This window comes from Sporocytophaga sp., from assembly GCF_017745095.1.
Taxonomy (GTDB): Bacteria; Bacteroidota; Bacteroidia; order Cytophagales; family Cytophagaceae; genus Sporocytophaga.
In genome coordinates this window covers 114,102-134,040 of sequence record NZ_JAGHZZ010000009.1, presented here as the reverse complement: position 1 = coordinate 134,040, position 19,939 = coordinate 114,102, and the positions used below count along the sequence as shown (strand labels likewise).

Annotated in this window: 19 protein-coding genes and 1 tRNA gene; 7 read left to right on the top strand and 13 right to left on the bottom strand. The window is 35.5% G+C overall.

Features of this window, described 5'->3' with window-relative positions:
• Positions 1–1,515, top strand: coding sequence for a hypothetical protein (locus J7604_RS15400; RefSeq protein ID WP_293897246.1), 1,515 nt, complete (start codon positions 1–3; stop codon positions 1,513–1,515).
• Here the strand turns inward: J7604_RS15400 and J7604_RS15395 are convergent.
• From J7604_RS15395 to J7604_RS15385, 3 genes are all read right to left on the bottom strand, one after another.
• Positions 1,505–2,101: an HAD-IB family hydrolase gene (locus tag J7604_RS15395; protein ID WP_293897244.1), complete on the bottom strand. Its 597-nt coding sequence runs from the start codon at positions 2,099–2,101 to the stop codon at positions 1,505–1,507. The two genes, J7604_RS15400 and J7604_RS15395, sit on opposite strands and share 11 nt — an antisense overlap.
• A 13-nt stretch (positions 2,102–2,114) precedes the next feature.
• On the bottom strand, positions 2,115–3,020 hold the full coding sequence (locus tag J7604_RS15390; protein ID WP_293897242.1) for a UbiA prenyltransferase family protein: 906 nt from the start codon (positions 3,018–3,020) through the stop codon (positions 2,115–2,117).
• A gap of 279 nt (positions 3,021–3,299) precedes the next feature.
• Positions 3,300–3,372 (bottom strand) — tRNA-Phe (locus J7604_RS15385).
• 77 nt (positions 3,373–3,449) lie between these two features.
• Here J7604_RS15385 and J7604_RS15380 point away from each other — a divergent pair.
• The 5 genes from J7604_RS15380 (at position 3,450) to J7604_RS15360 (ending at position 9,549) form a co-directional block, all read left to right on the top strand.
• Positions 3,450–4,772, top strand: coding sequence for a (Fe-S)-binding protein (locus J7604_RS15380; protein WP_293897240.1), 1,323 nt, complete (start codon positions 3,450–3,452; stop codon positions 4,770–4,772).
• A 21-nt stretch (positions 4,773–4,793) separates the two neighbouring features.
• Positions 4,794–5,591, top strand: a complete 798-nt coding sequence (locus tag J7604_RS15375) for a (Fe-S)-binding protein (protein WP_293897238.1) — start codon at positions 4,794–4,796, stop codon at positions 5,589–5,591.
• Between the two features lies 1 nt (position 5,592).
• Positions 5,593–6,096, top strand: a complete 504-nt coding sequence (locus J7604_RS15370) for a hypothetical protein (protein WP_293897236.1) — start codon at positions 5,593–5,595, stop codon at positions 6,094–6,096.
• 141 nt (positions 6,097–6,237) lie between these two features.
• A complete protein-coding gene (locus J7604_RS15365; RefSeq protein WP_293897234.1) occupies positions 6,238–8,298 on the top strand; it encodes an OmpA family protein in 2,061 nt (686 codons plus the stop codon).
• A 78-nt stretch (positions 8,299–8,376) separates the two neighbouring features.
• Entirely contained in the window at positions 8,377–9,549 is a 1,173-nt protein-coding gene (locus J7604_RS15360; RefSeq protein ID WP_293897232.1) for an AIR synthase related protein, read from the top strand.
• Here the strand turns inward: J7604_RS15360 and J7604_RS15355 are convergent.
• The 10 genes from J7604_RS15355 to J7604_RS15315 form a co-directional block, all read right to left on the bottom strand.
• The gene (locus tag J7604_RS15355) at positions 9,533–10,408 is read right to left on the bottom strand and encodes a UbiA family prenyltransferase (RefSeq protein WP_293897230.1); all 876 of its coding nucleotides are present in this window, start codon (positions 10,406–10,408) and stop codon (positions 9,533–9,535) included. The genes J7604_RS15360 and J7604_RS15355 overlap by 17 nt on opposite strands.
• Positions 10,409–10,443: 35 nt before the next feature.
• A complete protein-coding gene (gene atpG, locus J7604_RS15350) occupies positions 10,444–11,334 on the bottom strand; it encodes an ATP synthase F1 subunit gamma (protein ID WP_293897228.1) in 891 nt (296 codons plus the stop codon).
• 2 nt (positions 11,335–11,336) lie between these two features.
• Positions 11,337–12,917, bottom strand: coding sequence for a F0F1 ATP synthase subunit alpha (atpA, locus tag J7604_RS15345; protein WP_293897494.1), 1,581 nt, complete (start codon positions 12,915–12,917; stop codon positions 11,337–11,339).
• Positions 12,917–13,477, bottom strand: a complete 561-nt coding sequence (atpH, locus tag J7604_RS15340) for an ATP synthase F1 subunit delta (RefSeq protein ID WP_293897226.1) — start codon at positions 13,475–13,477, stop codon at positions 12,917–12,919. The genes atpA and atpH overlap by 1 nt, the downstream gene beginning before the upstream one ends.
• A gap of 1 nt (position 13,478) precedes the next feature.
• Positions 13,479–13,970 carry a F0F1 ATP synthase subunit B gene (locus J7604_RS15335; protein ID WP_293897224.1) on the bottom strand — a complete coding sequence of 164 codons (492 nt, stop codon included), beginning with the start codon at positions 13,968–13,970 and terminating at the stop codon, positions 13,479–13,481.
• Positions 13,971–14,062: 92 nt separating this feature from the next.
• Positions 14,063–14,314: an ATP synthase F0 subunit C gene (gene atpE / locus J7604_RS15330; protein WP_028981168.1), complete on the bottom strand. Its 252-nt coding sequence runs from the start codon at positions 14,312–14,314 to the stop codon at positions 14,063–14,065.
• Positions 14,315–14,381: 67 nt separating this feature from the next.
• Positions 14,382–15,407 (bottom strand): F0F1 ATP synthase subunit A, encoded by a 1,026-nt coding sequence (atpB, locus tag J7604_RS15325; protein WP_293897221.1) that lies wholly within the window; start codon positions 15,405–15,407, stop codon positions 14,382–14,384.
• 377 nt (positions 15,408–15,784) lie between these two features.
• Positions 15,785–16,015 carry an AtpZ/AtpI family protein gene (locus J7604_RS27060; RefSeq protein ID WP_367113571.1) on the bottom strand — a complete coding sequence of 77 codons (231 nt, stop codon included), beginning with the start codon at positions 16,013–16,015 and terminating at the stop codon, positions 15,785–15,787.
• Positions 15,966–16,391, bottom strand: coding sequence for a polymer-forming cytoskeletal protein (locus J7604_RS15320; RefSeq protein ID WP_293897219.1), 426 nt, complete (start codon positions 16,389–16,391; stop codon positions 15,966–15,968). The genes J7604_RS27060 and J7604_RS15320 overlap by 50 nt, the downstream gene beginning before the upstream one ends.
• Positions 16,392–16,401: 10 nt before the next feature.
• Positions 16,402–17,253, bottom strand: a complete 852-nt coding sequence (locus J7604_RS15315; RefSeq protein WP_293897217.1) for a murein hydrolase activator EnvC — start codon at positions 17,251–17,253, stop codon at positions 16,402–16,404.
• A gap of 85 nt (positions 17,254–17,338) precedes the next feature.
• Between J7604_RS15315 and J7604_RS15310 the strand changes: the two genes are divergently transcribed.
• Positions 17,339–19,939: a hypothetical protein gene (locus J7604_RS15310; RefSeq protein WP_293897215.1), complete on the top strand. Its 2,601-nt coding sequence runs from the start codon at positions 17,339–17,341 to the stop codon at positions 19,937–19,939.

The window sequence follows — 19,939 nt, the reverse complement described above, 5'->3', positions numbered from 1 at the left end:
ATGTTGAACAATATTTCACCATATAATAAGCATAAAATAATAATTTTTTCTTTAATAAGCTTTTTCCTGTTTACCAGACTTTTGCTTTTTGTTGAGCCGATGTTTGGAGGAGATATGTTTGAATATTATCTAATGACAGAAGGGTTTAAGAATCATTTTAGTGTTGATTTGAGAATTGAAGATATTGAATCATTCGATTTAATGGCTCGCACTTTTTATCCGGGTAATGGATTTCTGGAAATTGTAAAAAATGAATTTCCAGGCTTCCTTGAACGGAATAAAGAATTTATGCAAGATTCTTGGGGTTATTTTACCGATTTAAATGGGGACAAATATTCATACCACTTTTGGCTGTACTCTTTGATAAACGTTCCAGTAAGTATTTTACTGGGCTTCTTAAATATGGACGGACTTAAATCATTTCAGATAACTAATTTTCTGATAGCATTTTTCTCCTGCATATACACTCTCTTCTTTAGCAGGCTTGAAGAATCGAAGCGAATATTCCTAACCGCCTTCTTCTTCTTTTCTGCAACCTTATGGTACATTCCGTTCCCAGGCCCAGAGGTATTTTCAATTAGTTTCTTCTTCTTGGCATTAATATTATATTATGAAAAGAAATATTATGGAGCATTGCTTTTCTTGGTTTTAGGTAGCACCCAAAACCCTCCAATAATATTCTTTGCACCTGTCATTTGCTTAAAATTGCTTAGGGAAAATGGATTTACTTTAAAAAACATTTTGTCTATGGGCTTCATTGGAGTTCTTTGCCTTGCTCCATCTGCTTTTTACTATTATAATTTCGGAATTCCCAATATTATTATACATAAGGGTTATCTAGCCAATAATCATTTATCTTTCACCCGCTTTTTAGGTTTCTTTTTTGATTTAAACCAGGGACTATTCCTAGCTATTCCAATACTGTTTCTTATTTGGGTATTTACCTATATAAAGAAAATTAAAAAGGGGCCCAAAAGTTGGGATTTTGACTTATTATTTTTACCCATAAGTATGTTGATGGTTTTCACTTTTATTAATATGCACATATGGAATGGGGGAGCAAATGTGCATAGGTATGCATCCTGGAGTTCAATACCATTCTTAGTATTTGCATTATACCATTTTAATTATGAGACAAAATTTGGAAAAACCATCATCTCCACTGTGTTGATTTTTCAAATTTTATTTGTCTACAATATTTTGGGTTTTTTGCAGGCTGGTGAATTTAACTGTAAAGGTTATATGATAGGGAAACATAATCCTTTATCTAAATTTGTGATGAATAACTACCCTGATTATTACAATCCTGATCCTGATATCTTCTTACATAGAACAGTGGGAGGAGGCTATAGTGCGGATAACAGCCCTGTTATATATTATGACGATAAAAATCAGGTAAGGAAAATCTCCGTTCACTTTTCAAAAGTGAATGAGTTGAATGATACATTAAAAAATAATAACAAAAAGATGGTAAATATCCATTTTGTAAATGGATGGGGTTATATCAATTTTTAAAATATTTATAAAAAGATTCATTGGACAGCTTTAAAAACGGCAAGTCTCCTTTGGTATCACCATAACCATAAATATAATGGGACCTATTAAAAATTTGATAGGTCTCCAATCTGTTTACTTTTTCAATGCCATGGCAATTTTCATCAAGATAATTTCCTGTCAATTTTCCGTCTTTTACCTCTAACCTAGTTCCCACAAGTTCAATCTTCAATTCATTAGTCCACGAATTGATCCAGTTTTCAACTGAGGCTGTTACAATTATAACCCTATGTCCTTGACTCAAATGCCAGTTCAATCTTTCAATACCATCTTTTTTTAACAGTCCTGGAATTATTTTATTCGCAAACTCCTCTCCTTTTCTTTGAAAAACATCAATGTCCCAGCCTTTAAAAAAATAAGATAACATGGCTTTCTTTGCCGCACTATTAGATAAAAGACCAGCTTTGTAGATTAAGATAAGCGGTGAAAGCAATGTTAATCCAAAAAGAAACTTGGGTGTTCCGTGGCAATATCTTATGAACTCAGCCAATGTGTCTTTTCTAGTTAAGGTGCCATCAAAGTCAAAAAGCGCGACTTTATTTTCCATTTCTCCTTGAATTCTAAAAATAAATAAAATAAGACACTACCAGTCCCCACAACATTAAATTGATAATAGTAAATTCATCTGTGAGCAAAATCTTACTTGGAGAACCTGAGTTATTTTCAACATAAGTTATTTGAAAATACCTTAACATACCTGCTACCACAAAGAAACTCGTAATATAAAAATATTCATTTCCCAGTCTTTGCATGACTTCTTCAGAGATGGAATACATAAAATAGCATACGACAATTATGCTAGAAATGAAAACCATTGAATGATTTACAAATGAAAGACTATACCCGTTTAATGACGCTCTCATTACTTTCCCTTTTTCTTCCAGTATCAGCAAATCATCTCTTCTTTTCGCAAAACCTAAAAATAAAGCCAGCAAGAATGTCATTAAAACGAGCCACTTTGACAACACCGTATCAATTGAAACACCTCCTACAAAAACTCTTAAAATAAATCCGATCGCAATAATCATTACATCAACTATCGCTATCTTCTTCAGTTTTAAACTATATAAAATATTTAAAAGAAAGTACCCCAAAAGAAAACTTAAAATCAAAATATTAAATTGAGACAGTGCTATTGTTATTGAAAATGACAATAAAGCTACGCACAATATAATCGCATATGGAATACTTATGGCCCCACTTGCTATAGGCCTGAACCTCTTCTCTGGATGCTTTTTATCAGATTTAATATCAAAAAGGTCATTAATAATATATACAGAACTTGCTACAAGGCAATAAGCAAGAAACACCCACAATACCTTTTGGCAGTTTTCTAAAGCCAGGATTTTACCTGAAAAAAAAAGGGGTAAAAACACAAAGAAATTTTTGGGCCATTGATACACTCTCATTAGCTTAATAACTTCTAAGGATGTTCTGCTAGCACTAGTATAGTAATTCGTTTCCACTAATATTTTAATTATTCCAATCAAGTTTTAAAACCAAAAATACTAACGATAAGAAAGATTAAGATATGTTCAACATATACCGATAAATTATCGTTATAACTTTTTATAATAAATATAAGCTAATTTACGCTTATTATAAGCAGGTAAATGTAAAAAATGGCATCATGAGATCTACCTTAGATAAAAGCTTTCCGATTAATGTTTTATGGAACTTGCCTATTAGCTTAAATAGTTATTCTACTTTAGTAAAAATAAAAAAGGGCCCTTTTGAGGCCCCTGTGGGAACGAGTGGAATCGAACCACCGACACAAGGATTTTCAGTCCTTTGCTCTACCAACTGAGCTACGTTCCCGATTAAGTGGCGCAAAGATATTAGGTTTTGATAACTAAACAAACAATATTTACATAAATTTTAAAATATTTTCATTTATGGAATTTTTACCCCAAGTCATTTTCTTGCTTCTGCTTTCTGCATCAGGCTTTTTCATTACCAAAAGCATCCTGAGAATAAGAAGAAATATTTTATTGGGTAGAGACCTCAATCGGTACGACAAGCCTGGAGAAAGGCTTAAAATGATGGTATTGGTTGCATTGGGTCAAAAAAAGATGTTTAAAAGACCTCTGCCTGCGATACTTCACCTCTTTGTTTATGTTGGCTTTATAATCATAAATATTGAAGTACTCGAAATTATTATCGATGGGCTCTTTGGCACCCACAGAATATTCGCTCCAATCTTCAGAGGGTTATACCCTTCATTGATCAATATATTTGAGTTCCTGGCTATTTCAGTGTTAGTCTCTTGTGCAATTTTCCTAGTACGAAGAAACATCATCAAAGTGAAAAGATTTGACGGCGAAGAAATGAAGCGTTGGCCAAAGCTTGATGCCAATATCATTCTATCCATTGAAATTTTCCTGATGATCTGCTTCCTTAGCATGAATACTTCAGATGGTATATTACAAACCAGAGGGTCGGAACACTATATTGCTACGGGTGACTTTTTCTTTACAAGTTTTCTCAAGCCTTTATTTAATGGCCTGGACAATTCAGAATTGATATTTATTGAAAGGTTTGGCTGGTGGGCACATATTATTGGAATTCTTGCCTTTGCCATGTACGTATTCACAGATTCTAAGCACTTGCACATATTTATTGCTTTCCCAAATACATATTTTAGCAAACTGGATCCAGCCGGTAGACTATCAAATATGCCTGAAGTAACTAAAGAAGTTAAATTAATGCTTAATCTTCCTGTCGAAACAGGTAATGACAATGCTGCTCCCGGTAGATTTGGAGCAAAAGACGTTCAGGATCTGACCTGGAAAAATTTAATGGAAGCATATAGCTGCACAGAATGCGGCAGATGCACATCCCAATGCCCAGCTAATTTGACAGGTAAAAAACTCAGTCCTAGAAAAATTATGATGGACACAAGAGACAGACTAGAAGAAGTGGGAAGGAATATTGAAGCGAACGGAAAAGACCATCAGGATGGGAAATCTTTGCTAGGGGACTATATAACTGTTGAAGAAATTATGGCCTGCACTACCTGCAATGCCTGTGTCGAAGCATGCCCTGTTAATATTGACCCGGTTAGCATTATTGTTCAGCTCAGAAGATTCAAAATTATGGAGGAATCACAAGCTCCGGCTTCATGGAATGGCATGTTTTCCAATATTGAGAACAACTTTGCACCATGGAAATTTTCCCCTTCTGACAGATTAAACTGGGTTCAAAAATTAAATCAGTAAATTATTGAAGTTGATAAAGTTATGAGCGAAAATATGATAAATGTTCCAACCATGGCCGAGCTGGCAGCAAAGGGAGTAACTCCTGAAATTCTTTTCTGGGTAGGATGTGCAGGGTCCTTTGATGAACGCGCAAAATCAATTACTGCAGCATTTGTTAAAATTTTAAATAAACTATCTGTTAACTTTGCAGTTTTAGGGACGGAAGAATCGTGCACAGGAGAACCTGCAAAAAGAGCTGGAAATGAATTTCTTTTCCAAGTTCAGGCAGTAAGCAATATTGAGGTAATGAATGCCTACGGCATAAAAAAAATAGTAACTGCCTGTCCTCATTGCTTTAATACGATTAAAAATGAATATCCGGAGCTTGGAGGTAACTATGAAGTACTTCATCACTCTGAATTTCTTCAACAACTTATAAACGAAGGAAAAATAAAGTTGCAAGGTGGTGGCGAATTTAAAGGTAAAAAGATAACTTACCATGACTCTTGTTACCTTGGGCGCTCTAACAATATATATGAAGCACCAAGAAAGGTATTAGAAATACTGGACGCGGAGCTAGTTGAAATGAAAAGGTCCAGAACCAAAGGTCTGTGCTGCGGAGCTGGTGGAGCGCAAATGTTCAAGGAACCTGAACCTGGATTCAAAGATATAAATATTGAAAGAACAGAAGAGGCAATTGGAACCGGAGCAAAAGTGATAGCAGCAGCATGCCCATTTTGTATGACTATGTTATCCGACGGAGTTAAAAACAAAGAAAAAGAATCTGAAATAAAAGTTTACGATATTGCAGAACTAATTGCAAAGTACGAAGGATTATAAAATGATTATTCCAGAACAACCAAAAATTGCCAGTTTTCCAGAAAATTCAAAAGTCTGGGTATATCAGTCAGACAGAGAATTTTCGTTAGAAGAACAAGACTATATTTCTGAAAAATTGCATTCATTCATTTCAGGTTGGGAAAGTCATGGAAGAAAACTGACAGGCACTTTTGAAATCCGATTCAACAGATTCATCATTATAGCAGTTGACGAAAGTATTTCAGATGCCAGTGGTTGTTCAATTGATAAATCTGTCGTAATAATAAGAGAAATAGCCACACACACTGGCACAAATCTTCTTGACAGGTCTTTAGTGGCATATAAAAATGCCTCATCCCCGATCCACATTATAAAATTTAATGAAGTTTCTGCTGCCGTAAAGCAAGGTTTAATTACCCAGGAAACTCTAATCTATAATAATACAATTACCTGCCTTCAGGAATTAATAAAGAACTGGGAATTACCCGCTAAAAGCTCTTGGGTATCCCGTTTTTTTAATAACTGACAGGCAAATAATTATATTTCTCAAAAAGTTTTTTAAATTTGATATTTTAAAGGGAGTATGCCGAAATATATTCAGTATATTCTCTTAAGATCTGCATATTTGTGCAAACCATAGTTTATACTATTATTTTAAAAACTCAAGATGAAGCTCAATCTTTCTAAATTCTTTTGTTTACTGGTAATTCTTGCTGGCTGTACTCCTTCAGCCATGAAATCCTACAAAAAAGGGTTGCAACATTATAATCAGGCTGAATACCAACCTGCAATTGAAAACTTTCAGCAATCTGTAAGTAAAGGAGGGCCATCAGATGCGAATTATTATATCGCAGAATCGTTCAGACGCTCCAATAGGATGCAGGAGGCTGAGCCCTTTTATGCGAAAGCCGTAGAAAACAATACCAATCAGGAAGAAGCATATTACTATTACGGATTTGCCCTAAAAGCGGTTGGCAATTATGTTGGCGCTGCTAAACAACTTTCAAATTATGTTAAAATAGGACAGAACTTTGATCTGGTAAACCGAGCAAAGAATGAACTGGAAAATCTCAAAGTTCTTAATGACATAGTTGAAAAGAAATCATATTTCGAGGTTAAAAACCTTGACAAACTGAATACTCCATTCACAGAATATTCTCCTACCTTCAAAAATGACAAACTATACTTTACCTCTAACAGAGATGCACAAAAGATGCATACTGCCACAGGGACAGGATTTACGGATTTATATGAATTCATTTTTGATGGTGCAGACTATTTCAGTGGCCAGGCGAGAAAACTTCCAGAAGTTATCAATAGTGAAGATGCGCATGAAGCTTCTGCTACTTTTTCGAAAGATGGCAAAACAATGATTTTTTCCCGTGGAAATACTGGTAGCAAAAAAGGCGCAAAAGATGTAGATCTTTATGAATCCATTCTACAAGCGGGAGTATGGTCTGAGCCTAAATTACTTCCAATAAATGACCCGGACGCATGGGACTCCTCTCCTGCACTTTCTGCTGATGGTAAAACACTTTATTTCGCATCAAACAGGGAAAGCAGCGATGCTAACGGAGGTGTAGATATTTATAAGTCAACAAAAGACGAAAAAGGAGAATGGGGAAATATAACTAACCTCGGCACACCAATAAATACTAGAGGTAATGAGCTTTTCCCATACGAAGATTCAAGAGGAATTTTCTACTTCTCTTCCGATGGCCACCCTTCTCTTGGAGGCATGGATTTGTTTGCTGTAAGAAAAGATTCTGCTAAACACAAACTTAAAATTGAAAACCTAGGTCGTCCTATCAATACAAGTTATGATGACTTTGCCATTACATTCAAAGATACATTGACGGGTTACTTCTCTTCCAATAGACCAAATGGCAAAGGAGATGATGATATATACGAGTTCCTTGACAAATCTAAAATCAAAATCGCTCATTACATTCTTGATGGTCTAATAGTTGGGATTACCAAAGACAATCCTGCTGAAGTGCCTTTGGATTCTGCACGAATTCAGCTGGTTAGTGAAAAAGGAGATACCATTACAGCCCTTACCTCTGATGCTTCAGGAAAATATACCTACGAAATTGAGCCTGAAACCAGGTATAAAATTATAGGTGCAAGATTTGGATATTTAAAAGAAAGCAATGGAGAGCTTTCAACAATTGGTACAAAAGTGCCATTTGAAAAACTAGGTCCGGGAGAATCCTTTATTAAAATTCCTTACAAAATGGTATTACCTAAAATCGAAGTTGGTGTAACTATCGTAATTGATAATATTTACTATGACTTCAATAAGTGGGATATCAGGCCGGATGCAGCCCTGGAATTGCTGAAAATCGTACAATTACTTGTGGACAATCCCGAAATCAAAATCGAACTAAGCTCACATACAGATGAAAGGGGTTCTGCTGATTACAACAGAAAACTATCTCAAAAACGTGCTCAATCAGCAGTTGATTATATTATTTCTAAGGGCATAGCAAAAGACAGAATTACTCCAAAAGGTTATGGAGAGGACAAACCTCTTGTGAAAAACGCTCAGACAGAAGAAGATCATCAGAGAAACCGCCGTACAGAGTTTACAATTACCAATGTTACCAATCCTAACATAACGATTAAGAAAAAGGACGAGGCTGAAGGAGATCAAACAATAAAGATAAAGATGAAAGGTGAAGGTGAAGATAGTTCAGGAACTAGCGAAGAAATTAAGCCAGAATAATCGCCAAAGATAAATCCTACAAAGTCCCGGTCAGAAACCGGGACTTTTTTTATTTTTGTAATTCCAAAATTCAATGAAATGAGTAACGACAGATACATGCAGAGAGGGGTTTCCTCTTCCAAAGAAGACGTACATAATGCTATCAAAACACTTGATAAAGGGTTGTTTCCAAAGGCATTCTGCAAAATTGTACCCGATTTTTTAGGAGGAGACAAGGACTATTGTAATGTTATGCATGCCGATGGTGCCGGTACAAAATCGTCTCTAGCATATATTTACTGGAAAGAAACTGGAGATATATCTGTCTGGAAAGGAATTGCTCAAGATGCCATTATCATGAATATAGACGACCTCTTGTGCGTTGGAGCCTTGGATACAATCTTGCTTTCATCTACAATAGGAAGAAACAAAAACTTGATTCCAGGAGAAGTAATAGCCGAAATTATCAATGGTACCGAAGAAGTTCTTCAAATGCTAAGAGATAACGGTATTGAAATATACAGTACAGGGGGAGAAACTGCTGATGTTGGTGATCTTGTAAGGACAGTGATTGTAGACAGCACTGTTATTTCAAGGATGAAAAGAAGTGAAGTGATCAGTAATGACAGAATAAAAGATGGTGATGTCATTGTGGGTATGGCTTCATACGGACAGGCTTCCTATGAAAAATTTTACAATGGGGGAATGGGCAGCAATGGCTTAACCTCGGCAAGACATGATGTCTTTTCAAAAGTATTAGGTGCAAAATACCCAGAAAGCTTTGATCAGGCCATTTCTTCTGATCTTGTATATTCCGGTTCAAGAAATCTAACTGAGAAAATAAAAGATGTTCCTGTTGATCTTGGCAAGTTAGTATTATCGCCTACAAGAACTTACGCCCCGGTTATGAAGGAAATTTTGAATCAACACAGATCAAATATTCATGGTGCTGTTCACTGCAGCGGAGGGGGCCAGACTAAGATTCTTCACTTCATCGAAAATTTACACATTGTAAAAGATAATCTGTTTCCTGTTCCTCCCCTGTTTGAGGTAATACAAAGCGAAAGTGGGACGGACTGGAAAGAGATGTATAAAGTATTCAATATGGGCCATAGAATGGAGCTATACCTTGAAGAAAAATATGCCCACGACATAATTAAAATAGCCAAATCATTCAATATTGAAGCACAGGTAGTCGGTCGAGTTGAAAAAGGAGAAGGCAAGACCCTAACAATTAAATCCGATAAAGGAACCTTTAATTACCAGGGGTAAAAAGCATCTTAAAAACAGATAAAAAAATATAAGATAGAATCATTATTCCATCTATCCCCACCATATAATAGAGATCCGACCTGGATCTCTTTATTTTTATTATTAAAATAATTGCCAAAATACCAATCGCCAAACGGGAGAAAAAGGTGTAATCCAAACCATAAAAAAAACAACCCAACACTATAAATAGAATAAGCAATATTACAGAAAGTAACTTTGCTCTTCCAAAGCCCATCAATATAGGTAATGTATCTATGTTATTCTTTCTATCCAACTCTATATCTCTAATATCAAAAGGGATGGCCAGGGCCAGGATAAAAATGATTCTCTGCACAAAAATTTCAATCACTTCTTTGTCAAGCGCACTATAACCTTTATTGAGCGAAGGAAGAATTACAGTGCTTACAGACCAGACATAAGAAATGAGAAAAATCTTCAGAAAAGGTATTCTTTTAAAATTTATTAATGGTGCAGAATAAAAAAGGCTAAATACTGCGAGGTGCAAAGTAAACCAGATTACTTTCCCCGAAATGAAAAATAAAGAAGTAAAAAGAACAAGAAGAAAGAAGACAAACATACTCTTAGTAAGATAAGAATTTCGCTGTCTCCATATGTTTCTTAGTAATTGCGGATCATCACCTTCTTTTTCATACCAGATATGCACATTATAGGTCAGGAAAGTTGATGCAAAAATAAAAAGTAAGAAAGGAATATCATACGATTCAAGTTTAGTATTGAGAATAAGAAAAGTAGATAGCGTAAGTGTAATTGAACTTACACTAATAAATAAATTTGAAAAAAGGATAAAATGGAAAAATCTCTGTATCAAATAATTTTCCGGTAAAACAAAAAAGCTCATCTAAATTGATGAGCTTTTTTAATGTAAATTATAACTTATTTAGAGAGTGCCTCAGCTCCGGCAACAATCTCCAGGATCTCTTTAGTAATAGCAGCCTGTCTTGTTCTGTTGTACATCAGACGGAGCTCCTTCAATAGCTCCTTTGCATTTTCAGTAGCTTTATCCATCGCTGTCATACGAGCGCCATGTTCAGATGCAAAAGACTCTAATAAAGCTTTGTAAAATTGAATTTTCAAAGATTTGGGAATTAAGCCTTTTACAATCTCCTCTTTGGAAGGTTCAAAGATATAATCAATTTCCTGATCTTTAGAAGACTTTTGCTCTTCAGTACTTTCTTGAACTAAAGGAAGAAACTGCTCCGCTTTCACAACCTGAGTTGCAACGTTTTTGAACTCGTTATAAACTATAACAACTTCATCGTATTCCTTATTAAGAAATCCTTCCATTGCAAACTCGGCTGCCTTTCTTGCAGAACCAAAATTTAGCTCATGAAACATTCCAGCATAATCAGAAATTACATTAGCGTCTTTTTTTACAAAAGCATCTAATCCTTTTTTTCCAATACAAAGGAATTTAACATTCCCCTGCTCGTACTGAGCTTTATATCTTCCATTAACAAGAGCAGAAGCAGCTTTTATTGAGTTAGTATTAAAAGCTCCCGCTAGCCCTCTGTCAGAAGTCACGACAACAATCAATACATTTTTTACTTCTCTTACCTCAGAGTATGGATTTTCTACAGATCCTTCAAGACTTGCAGTAATATTATTAAGTATTCCATTTAACTTTTCAGCATAAGGACGAATTTTGATAATATTGTCCTGAGCTCTTCTAAGCTTAGCAGCAGCAACCATTTTCATGGCTTTGGTAATCTGCTGGGTAGAATTAATGGAAACGATCCTTCCTCTGACCTCTTTAAGACTTGGCATAATTAATTATTATATTGCTTCGCAAGATCTTTTGCGACCTTCTTTAAAACTTCAGTTACTGAATCATCAATTTTACCTGAGCGGATAGCGTCAAGAGTATCTTTATGAGAAACTTTCAGGAATTTAGAAAACTCATTTTCAAAAGCCTTAACTTCTTTTACAGGAACGTTATCAATGTAACCGTTAGAAGAAACATAGATAATCGCAACCTGCAATTCAACAGCCACAGGAGAATATTGAGCTTGCTTTAAAATTTCAAGGTTTCTTCTACCTCTCTCGATAATCAATTTAGTAGCTGCATCAAGATCAGAACCGAATTTAGCAAATGCTTCAAGTTCTCTGAATTGCGCCTGGTCAAGTTTTAAAGTACCAGCTACTTTTTTCATTGATTTAATCTGAGCAGAACCTCCTACCCTTGATACAGAAATACCAACGTTGATCGCAGGACGCACACCTGAGTTGAACAAGTTAGTTTCAAGGAATATCTGACCATCTGTAATAGAAATTACGTTTGTAGGGATATAAGCAGAAACGTCGCCAGCTTGAGTTTCGATGATAGGCAATGCAGTCAATGATCCTCCTCCTTTAACGATTCCTTTAAGTGAATCTGGAAGGTCGTTCATATTTTTAGCTATATCATCCGATGCAATGATTTTAGCAGCTCTTTCCAACAAACGGCTATGTAGATAGAATACGTCACCTGGATAAGCTTCACGTCCTGGAGGTCTTCTTAGAAGTAGAGATACTTCTCTATAAGCAACTGCTTGCTTAGAAAGATCATCATAAACAACAAGAGCAGGTCTTCCTGTATCTCTGAAGAATTCACCAACTGCAGCGCCAGTAAATGGGGCAAAGAATTGCATTGGAGCAGGATCAGCAGCAGATGCCGATACAACTACTGTGTAAGCCATAGCTCCGCCTTTTTCAAGAGCAGCAACAACCTGGGCAACAGTACTTGCTTTTTGACCAACTGCAACATATATACAGAATACAGGCTGACCTTTGTCATAGTATTCTTTTTGGTTTAGGATAGTATCGATTGCAACAGCTGTTTTTCCAGTTTGTCTGTCACCAATGATAAGTTCTCTTTGCCCTCTACCAATAGGTATCATAGAGTCGATCGCTTTGATACCAGTTTGTAAAGGCTCATTTACAGGCTGTCTGAAAATAACCCCTGGAGCTTTTCTTTCCAATGGCATATCATACAAATCGCCAGTTACAGGTCCTTTACCATCTATTGGATTTCCAAGTGTATCAATAACACGGCCAACAAGACCATTACCTACTTTAACGTAAGCAATCTGCTTTGTACGTTTTACAGTATCACCTTCTTTAATATCACTATAGTCACCTAATAATACAGCTCCTACATTGTCTTCTTCAAGGTTCAATACCAATGCTCTTAATCCGTTTTGAAACTCAAGAAGCTCTCCGGATTGAGCTTTTGACAGCCCGTATATACGTGCTACCCCGTCACCTACCTGAAGAACGGTGCCTACTTCTTCTAACTCAGCTTCAGTTCTGAAGTTTGATAACTGCTCTCTTAATATCGCAGAAACCTCGTCTGGTCTTACTTCCATGATTAATATTTAGAAATAAATGGATTATCTTTGAATTTACTTTTTAACTGTATTAGCTTGGTTTTGATAGACTGATCAACTTGTTTATCTCCTCCTATATTCAGCACAAATCCTCCCATAATTGATTCGTCAATATGCTCTTCAAGCTCAACTTTTTTAGTTTTGGCAGTTTCTACCATCTTAACAAAAGCAGCTCTTTGCTCTTCTGTAATTGGTGCTGCAGTAGTAAGAACGGCCTTTTCTATCCCTTTGAATCTTCTGTATTGATTTCCGAATTCAACAGCGATATCATATAAATATGCCTCTCTATTCTTTCTTGTCAATATTTGAAATATAGAAAAAGTAACAGGATTAACTTTTCCTTTGAAAAGCGTTGTCAGAATTGACAATTTCTTTTCATGTTTTAAAACCGGATTTTTTAAAACCCTTACCAGTTGCTTATTCTCATTACAGATTTTTGCAAAACCTGCCATATCTTTTTGCACCTCTTCCAGCACTCCCTTTTCCTGAGCGAGCTCAAGAAGAGATTTTGCATATGGCGCCGCTATTCTTGACTCGTGCATCTTAGTTAAATTTAGCTTCTTTCAAATATTCTGAAACTAGTTCCTTTTGTGCTTTAGAATCAGAAAGCTCTTTTCTAAGAAGTTTCTCTGCAATGTCAATAGCAAGTGTAGCTGCTTGGTTTTTAACTTCTGTTAATGCCGAAAGCTTCTCATTATTGATAGCGATTCTTGCATTCTCAACAATTCTGTTACTTTCTGCAGTCGCTTTATCTTTCGCCTCTGTGATAATTGAATTAGCTACAGCACTTGCCTCTTTTAATATTTTTTCTCTTTCAATTCTTGCATCCTGAAGCAATTTCTCATTTGCAGCATGCAATCTTTTCATTTCCTCCTTAGCGTTTTCAGCAGCTGATAAAGCTTCTTCAATATCTGCCTCACGCTCTTTAAGGGCACCAAGAATTGGCTTCCACGCAAATTTTCCCAGGATAAATAATAATATTAGGAATGTTACTGTTTGCCAAAATAACAAACCGAAATCAGGTTGGACTAACATATATGTTGTTTTAAGAAATTTCCCTCTTTTGTTTAACTATAAAATTCAAACTCCTGAATCAGACCTAATGTCTGTATTCAGGAGTTTAGTTTTTAAGCAAGACCTTTTAGATAGATCAATAGACAAACTACCACTGCGAAAAGAGCAACACCCTCGATAAGAGCAGCTGCGATAAGCATAGCAGTTTGAATTTTACCAGCCTCTTGTGGTTGTCTAGCGATAGACTCAACAGCGCTACCACCGATACGACCGATACCGTATGCAGCACCTATTGCAGCAAGACCAGCACCGATACCAGCACCGAAAAGAGAAAGGCTAACTTCCATTAAAATAGTGTTAAGCATGATTATATAATTATAGTTAAACAAATACTCTCTAAAAAACTCCTCTATTAAAGACTAGGCTTGAATCTTAATGACCGTGATCATAATCGTGATCATGGTGCTCTTCTACAGCAGAAGCAAAGTACATAGCTGAAAGAAGAGTAAATACATATGCTTGTAGCAAAGCTACAAATAACTCAAGCAAAGACATGAATACTGCAAATGCTGTACTTGCAAATCCAACAGCAAAGCTCTCAAACATAAAGATCAAGCTTAAAAAGCTCAATATAATGATGTGACCTGCTGTGATGTTTGCGAAAAGTCGGACCATAAGAGAGAATGGCTTTGTAAACATACCAACGATCTCTATAGGAAGAATAATAATTCTTAATGGAAGTGGCACGCCTGGAGTCCACAATATGTGTTTCCAATAATTGCCATTTGCACTTAATGTAGTTACCAAAAAGGTAAGCAATGCAAGAATAAATGTAACTGCTATATTACCTGTAAGGTTAGCTCCTCCAGGAAACAGACCCAAAAGGTTGTTGAACCATATAAAGAAAAATACAGTTAAAAGATATGGCATAAAGCGCTCGTATTTTGGACCGATAGTTCCTTTACCTATATCATCTCTGATATACATTATTATTGGCTCAAAGAAAGACTGAATACCTTTAGGGGCCTTACCTTTCGTTTTACCATAAGACTTCGCTATTCCTATGAAAATTAATACAAGTATTGCAACACTAATAAACATTGAAGCAACATTCTTCGTAATAGAAATATCATAGATTGTTCTGCTTTTATCTACTGCCTCAATTTTATCATTCTCATTTAGGCGATATCCGTTATAAGTTCTGTCAGGACTATGGTATAAATGAGAAGATGAAAATACGTCTAAACCTTTTTCAGAATAAATAATAACGGGAAGGGGTAGAACAAGCCCATGAGCAAATTCCCATTCATGCGCATCTAGGATATGGTGCATAATCAGGTCGCCAGGGCTAAATTTCTTTTCTTCACCGGATTCTGCGTGTCCGTTAGCATATGCAGCACCCTTTATCAAAGTGATGAAGAGAAATGCAATAAGGAATATTTTACTCAGATTTTTCATTGTTTTTAAAATCGGCCCGCAAGTTACTTAATAAGGAATAAATTTCAAACCACGTATAACACAAATACAAAACAAAAAAGTTTAAAGCGAAAACGACTGGATGAAAATCGGTATTGAGTAGACCAACGGCCACATAAGCCACTGATAAAAGGAATCTTACGGTAAGGGAAACAAGATAGAAAATATGAATTTTATTATCGCCGTTTAACGCTCCTATTGAAAAAATCCTATTGGATATAAAAAAAATAGAAAAGAAAAATACCTGGTTATACCAGATAAATGGATGCACCAATAAAGGGTCTTTAATTTTAGTTAAGCAAACTATTATTAAAGAAATGGTAATAAAACAAATTAGGAATTTTTTCACAGGGGCAAAGTTATTTCATAAGCCCCCGTATTACCAAGTAAATTGCTGCAATTACTGAAAATATAGTTAAAAAAATCGTAAATAACTGACTTTTAACATGAAAATGCTCATCTAGTTTTATTCCGGCCCAGGCTCCAAGACACATTGTTGCAATCATCTGGATCACCAGGCTGGAATATTTAGCATAACCCTCAAGCGGTTTTTTCTTGTTTGATTGGTTTGATTCGTTCTCCTTCTCCAATTTGAATTTCTTTTATAGTAGCACCCATTTTACACTGTCCGTTAAAAGTAGCTCCGGATTCCATTACCATTTTATTAGTAATAAGATCACCATTAATCAGTGCTGTAGCTTTCATCACAACCACATCCGAAATTTCAATCGTACCTTTCACCTCTCCTGAAACTTCCGCTGTATGTGCAAGTATATTTCCTTCCACAACACAAGATTCGCTCAATACTACCTTGGATTTACTCTTGATATTTCCAATTACCTTACCTTCTATCCTTATGTTCCCGAAGGTTTCAATATTTCCCTCAAGAACTGTCCCTTTTGCGACAATCGTGCTTGAATTGGTCAGCTCTTCCAATTCTTTTTTTTCTTTTTTATTCTGAAACATAGCAAATTAGTTAAAATATTATGAAATTTTCCGGATTTACCGGCTTTCCCTTATACCAAAGCTCAAAATAGAAATTAGGATTTCCACCATCCTGAGGATCACTCACTACCCCCAAAACCTCTCCAGCTTTTACCGTATCTCCGTCTTTCTTTAAAACTACTGAATTTTTTTTATAAACAGTCATGAGATTATCTTCATGTTGCAAGATCACCACATTTTCATTCTTATCCGTCCACCCGGCAAAAATGACTGTTCCGTCTGCCACAGCCTTGACAGATTCCCCTTGCTTAACAAGTAAGCCGACTTCATACGACTGTTTTCCAGCATTATACTTAGACTTTACTAATCCCGAAACGGGATTAAAAAGAATTAAGTTGGATAATTTTCCCAAAGAAACATTTTTTACAGAAAAAACATTCGATTCTTTTTTCTCAAATTCTTTCCTGAAAAGTGAATCTACCGTTGACAGCTGGGTAACTTCATTGACTTTGACAGCTTTTACTTGCGTGGATGATTCGGATTTTAATTCTTCATCCTTTCCTGAAATTACCCTTTGAACAAGGGCGGTAAAAGCAGCTTTTTGCTCCATCTCAGTTGTCAGGCTATCAACTTTAGCAGAAAGTGCAATTATCTTTTTATTTAATACAATTTGCTTATGGGTAGGGTCAAAAAAAGCAGCTAATAATGTTGTACTTAAATAAAAGCACAGGGAAAAAACCAGAATTAAAAAAATTGAGCAGAAAACAATTAATTTCGCATAAGTGAAACTAATTGTTCGTTTTTCTGCAAAATTTTCTTCATTTCTGATAATTAGCAGAAATCTGTTCGTTAACCAGTGAGAAAGTGTTTTTCTATGTTTCAAAATTATAATACAGAATTATTATTATTACGAGCTTACATTATAATTATTTTATTCGAATTTATATAAATTAAACAATTTGATTTTTTTGGAAACGAATTCAATTCATATCAAAATATTTTGCCTGCTTGCCGGTTTTATAGCCTTTTCTTGCTCTCCTGAAAGTAATTCCTTTGTGAGCAAAGGCTATCATAACCTTACTGCTCGCGACAATGCTTATTTTCTTGCCAGAGAGCGGATGAAGCAGGTAGATAAAAAAATCGAAGAGGCAAGGCTTGATGACTATAACAAAGTTATTCATGTTCTTGCATTGCCGGATACCAACAAACTGAAAGCTCAACATCAACTTCTTGAAGATATTTTTAAAAAGGCTTCTTTGCCTATTCAAAAACACAAAAACAGCAAATGGGTTGATGACAGCTATATTCTGGTAGGAAAGGTAAAATTTTATAAAGGAGAATGGCCACAGGCAATAGAGACTTACAAATATGTCAATTCAAAGAGTAAAGATATCGATGCAAGACATGAGGCCATTATTCACCTTATGAGACTGTTTCTGACTGCTCCAAATTTTGATTATGTAAATAGTGTAAATTACTTCCTTAAAAAGGAAAAAATGAACTCTTCAAATCAAAGGGAATATCTCCTCACAAGAGCTCAGTATTTTATAATGCAGGAAAGGTATAAAGAAGCCCTTAAAGACCTTGAAACTGCCAGACCCCTCATAAAGAAAAAAGATGTTAAATCCAGAGTACATTTTATAATAGGACAAATACATCAATTACAGAATAACGATAAAGAGTCTTATAAAAACTATAAGGCAGTTCTAAAACACAACCCTCCATATGAGCTTTCCTTCTATACAAGGCTTTATATGGCACAGGTAACAAATCTTTCAAAATCCAGTGACAAAAAAAGAATTGAAAAATATTTCAAAAAGCTACTTAAGGATCTAAAAAATCAGGAATATAAAGACAAAATCTATTATGAGATGGCCAAGTTTGAGTTTAAACAGGGGCATCTTCCTGGCACCATCGAATACCTGCAAAAATCAGTAGCTGCAAGTACTGGGAATAATTATCAAAAGGCTTCTTCCTATCTGATGCTTGCCGAAATTCACTACGAAAAATTACAAGATTTTGAGACATCCAAATTATATTATGACAGCACTATAGCTTTAATGGATAAAAAGGACAAACGCTATAGACTTATTGCTGCTCGTCAGGAAGTTCTTCAGGAGTTTGTTACCCAATTAAGAATTATCCAAAAAGAAGACAGTCTCCTTAGACTTGCTTCAATGGACAGCATTACCCTTGCCAAGCATATAGATAAAGTAATCGATAAAGAGAAAGAAGATTTGAAGAAAGCAGAGGCAAGAGAAAAGGCTCTTGCGGCAAAAAATGCATCCAACAATAATAACAATGGAGCTGGCTCAACCACTGGAGGCGGAGAAAGTTCCTGGCACTATTATAATGAAGCATCCATAACACGTGGAAAAACAGAATTCGTGAAACGCTGGGGACAAAGGAAACTTGAAGACAACTGGAGGCGATCCACGAAAGAAGCTGCACAGGACAATATAGATGAAAAAGAAAATCAAGCCGTAGATTCTGCAGCTGTTGCACTTGAATCAAAAGAAAAACAGGAAAAAGAAGCGAAAGTAGATAAGACAAAATATTACAAAGAAATCCCTTTTTCAGATGAAGCAAAGGCTGAATCATCCCTTAAAGTGGAAAATGCATTGTATAATGTAGGGAAAATTTATGATCAGAAACTTGATGAAAAAGGAAATGCTATAAAATCATTTGAGAAACATCTAGCAAGATTCCCGACGTCTAAACTTAAATCTGAAATTTTATATTTTCTGTATCTCCTCTATAAAGAAAAGCCAGATCCTAAGTTTGAAACCTTTGCATCTATGTTGCATGACGAGTTTCCCAATTCCATATATTCCAAATTGATTCGCAACCCTAATTATATGGCTGAAACAAGGGAAACCAGCCAACATATCAACGGATTGTATCGAGATGCATACAATCTATATAAAGCTGAAAGGTTCTTCGATGCCGATTCAGCAATCAAAGCTATTAGGATCGCATATAAGGAAAATGATATAGAAGACAAATTACAACTGCTTGAAATTTTAATCGTTGGACAGACGAAAAATGCCCTGATTTACAAAGGAAAACTGGAAGAGTTTATTGCAAATCAGAAAGAAAGTGTACTGCTTCCCAAAGCAAAGGAGCTTCTGGCTTCAACGGAGGAATATATAAAACTAGCTTCTGCAGGTGGAAAATCTTTAAACGAAGATCAGGTTAAATATAAAACTGATATAAAAGATAAACCTCATATGTTTATTGTGGCAGTTCATGGCAAAAATTTAAAACCTGCCAAAATTGTCAATGCTCTGACCAAATACAATGGTGAACATTATAAACCAGGAGAAATTCAGACTGAAGTTGTCCAATTAAATGACACTCTTAATTTAATAAGTATAAAAACCCTTGCGGATAAATCAGGAGGAATGATATATTACACCCAAATTAAAAATTTTCAACCTTTTCAATCCGAAACCAAGAACCTAAAATATGACTTATTTGTAATAACAGAGGAGAATTTTTCCCTGTTCAACAGATCCAAAAAACTTGAAAGTTACCTTAATTTCTTTGAGGAACATTATAAGAAGTAA